Below are 3,392 nucleotides of genomic sequence, written 5' to 3'. Positions count from 1 at the left end.
TGACGGAGCCGTCGCTGTCTGTGTGTCTGTGTATATGAAAAAAGCCCGCTGGCGTGGTGCCAGCGGGCTTGAGTGTGTGTGTGTGGATGAGTGGTGGGCGGCGAACTGGTGTTTCCAGAGGCTCTCGCACTCCAGGACTTGCCGGAACGCTGGCAAGCTTAACTTCCGTGTTCGGGATGGGTACGGGTGTGTCCTTGCCGCTGTGGCCGCCCGAAGGCCGACCATCGGGAATGATCCGATGTAGGTGCCTGCGTCGGTCTGTCGACCAGTATGTTCGTGCAATCCAGGTAACGCCTGGACCCGTTCACAACGGGTCCCAGTGCATATGAGTGTGGCTTGGTCTGTTAGTGCTCGCGGGCTGAACGTCTCGTTGCCTCGACGCGTACACCCCGAGTCTATCGAACTCGTCTTCTACGAGTGACCGTGGTGGTACTTCTTTTTCAGGTGGGTTTCGAGCTTAGATGCGTTCAGCTCTTACCCCGTGTTGCGTAGCTTCTCGGCAGCTGCCCTCTCGGACAACCGATACACCAGTGGCAACCAGTCGTAGTTCCTCTCGTACTATACGACCGTTCCTGTCAAGTACCGTAACACCCCCAATAGATAGCAGCCGACCTGTCTCACGACGGTCTAAACCCAGCTCACGACCTCCTTTAATAGGCGAACAACCTCACCCTTGCCCGCTTCTGCACGGGCAGGATGGAGGGAACCGACATCGAGGTAGCAAGCCACGCGGTCGATATGTGCTCTTGCGCGTGACGACTCTGTTATCCCTAAGGTAGCTTTTCTGTCGTAAATCCGGGCCATTGAGGCCCGTGATCCGTTCGCTAGACCACGCTTTCGCGTCAGCGTCACTCGCTTGGAATGACACTGTCAGACTTCCTTGTGCTCTTGCGCTCTTCCGCGGGTTCCTGTCCCGCGTGAGGAAATCTTGGGGCGCGCTCGATATCTTTTCGAGCGCGTACCGCCCCAGTCAAACTGCCCGGCTACCGGTGTTCTCCTCCCGGAGTGAGAGTCGCAGCCACTGACGGGTAGTATTTCAGTGTTGACTCGGTGGCCCGCTGGCGCGGGTACCTGTGTAGCGTCTCCTACCTATCCTGCACGTCAGCGGCCACGTCTCAGCGACAGCCTGCAGTAAAGCTCTATAGGGTCTTCGCTTCCCCTTGGGGGTCTCCAGACTCCGCACTGGAACGTACAGTTCACCGGGCCCAACGTTGGGACAGTGTGGCTCTCGTTGATCCATTCATGCGAGTCGCTACTGAAGCGACAAGGTACTACGCTACCTTAAGAGGGTCATAGTTACCCCCGCCGTTGACAGGTCCTTCGTCCTCTTGTACGAGGTGTTCAGATACCTGCACTGGGCAGGATTCAGTGACCGTACGAGTCCTTGCGGATTTGCGGTCACCTGTGTTGTTACTAGACAGTCGGAGCCACCGAGTCACTGCGACCTGCCCCATAGAGGGCAGGCATCCCTTATTGCGAACGTACGGGACTAACTTGCCGAATTCCCTAACGTCGGTTGTTCCCGTCGGTCTTGGCTTGCTCTGCCAGGGTACCTGTGTCGGATCTCGATACGAACATCACGCTCGTCTTTTCACGGGCTCTGGGTAGTGGTATCTTGCGCTGTCTCAGGCTTCTCTCGCTTCGTGCCGTTACGGCTTCCACGGGATTCCCTGATTTGACCGGGCGAGTGCCCGGCATACCAGTTCCCAAAGCGTCGACTTTCAGTGCGTGATGGCACTGGAATATTAACCAGTTCCCCGTTTGTCCGGTTCGAATTGCGGCCGGACTTAGGATCGGCTAACCCTCGGCTGATTGGCAGTGCCGAGGAACTCTTACCCTTCAGACCTTCGGGGTTCGCACCCGAATATCGCTGCTACTGTGACCAGGATTGTCGTTACTGAGCGGTCCACGCGAGCTCTCGCCCGGGCTTCCATCCGCACAGTACGCCGACCTACACGGTTCCCTTGTTACAGGGACGGTTAGGTATCAGAAGTGGATTTGAGTCCCGTTCATTTTGGGCGCCTTGAACCTCGGCCGGTAAGCTGTTACGCTTTTCTTAGCGGGTAGCTGCTTCTAAGCTCACCTCCCGGCTGTTTAGGGCTCAAGACTACCTTCAGAGGATTACACTTAATCCACATTTTGGGTCATTAACCTAACTCTGGGTTGTTCCCCTCACGGTGCCCAAGCTTACCCCGGGACACCGGACTCCCTCCGTCGACAGCGTTCGTACGTTCGGAGTTCGACAGAGAGGCCGACTCCTCTCGGAGGCGGGTCTCTCAATCGGTGGCTCTACCGCACGAACTACCTCGGGAGAGGTCATGCTTCGACATGTTTCGGTCGGAACCAGCTGTTGCCGAGTTCGATGGGCCTTTCACCCCTACTCCAAGATCACGCGAGGGTATTGTAGGACACCAACGCTAACGGACCTCCACGTGCCTTTCGGCACGCTTCATCCTGCCTCGGAGTAGATCACTCGGTTTCGGGTCGCATCCGGTCGACTCCCCGCGCTTGAACACGGCGGCCCTTGTCGTAAGACTGCGGCCATGTCGGTTTCCCTGCGCCTTCCACGATGAACGTGTTAGACTTGCCGGTCGGATGCACTCCCTGGTTCGTTTTTCAAAACGCACGACGGAACTTCGGCTCCCCACTCGTCTTACTGGAGACTCGCGTCTCGGTCATTCTGAGTGGGGCCTTGTAAGCCCCGTCGCTCTATCGCCAGTTGATTTCAGGCCCTATTGCACCGCCCTTCTCGGGGTGCTTTTCAGCGTTCGCTCACGCTACTTGTTCGCTATCGGTCTCGAGGAGTGTTTAGTCTTCTCAGTCGATGCCTGAGATGTTCACGAGGGATATCCAACCCCCGCTACTCTGGGAACTGATCCGCAGGTCGTGTTCGTGATACGGGACTGTCGCCCTGTATCGTGCTCCGTTCCAGGAGACTTCTCACGAACTCGAACTGCTTGGTATCAGCCCGAACACCACATTGCCCGTGAGGGCTTCGGTTTGGACTGTGTCGCGTTCACTCGCCGTTAGTAACGACATCTCGGTTTGATTTTTCTTCCTGTTCCTACTGAGATGTTTCAATTCGGAACGTTCCCCATTGCGCGTGGCAATTGTAGAGGGATTCCCATTCGGAGATCCGTAGTTCTTCGCCTCCATGCGGCTCCCTACGGCTTATCGCAGCTTGGCACGTCCGTCGTCGGCTCTCGAGCCGAGCCATTCACCAACTGGCACAGTAGCCAATTGACTGATGGTACACTGCGACCCGGTGAACGGGTCCAGTGGACGTCTGGATTGCACGTACATACGGTCGTCATCGCACGTCGCGTGGGTGGCACGCGAGCGTACATCGACCCTTCCCATTCCCGCTCTCGCGGAATGGTGCATCGGATCGT

The 3,392-nt window shown here is 57.2% G+C and carries 2 rRNA genes; both read right to left on the bottom strand.

From position 1 onward, the window contains the following. Positions 1-92: 92 nt before the first annotated feature. Positions 93-214, bottom strand: a 5S ribosomal RNA gene (gene rrf / locus BUE16_RS15935). Positions 215-326: 112 nt separating this feature from the next. After that, positions 327-3,245 (bottom strand): 23S ribosomal RNA (locus BUE16_RS15930). Positions 3,246-3,392 lie beyond the last annotated feature (147 nt).

The organism is Halobaculum gomorrense (assembly GCF_900129775.1).
GTDB lineage: Archaea > Halobacteriota > Halobacteria > Halobacteriales > Haloferacaceae > Halobaculum > Halobaculum gomorrense.
This window is presented reverse-complemented; position numbering and strand designations above follow the sequence as displayed.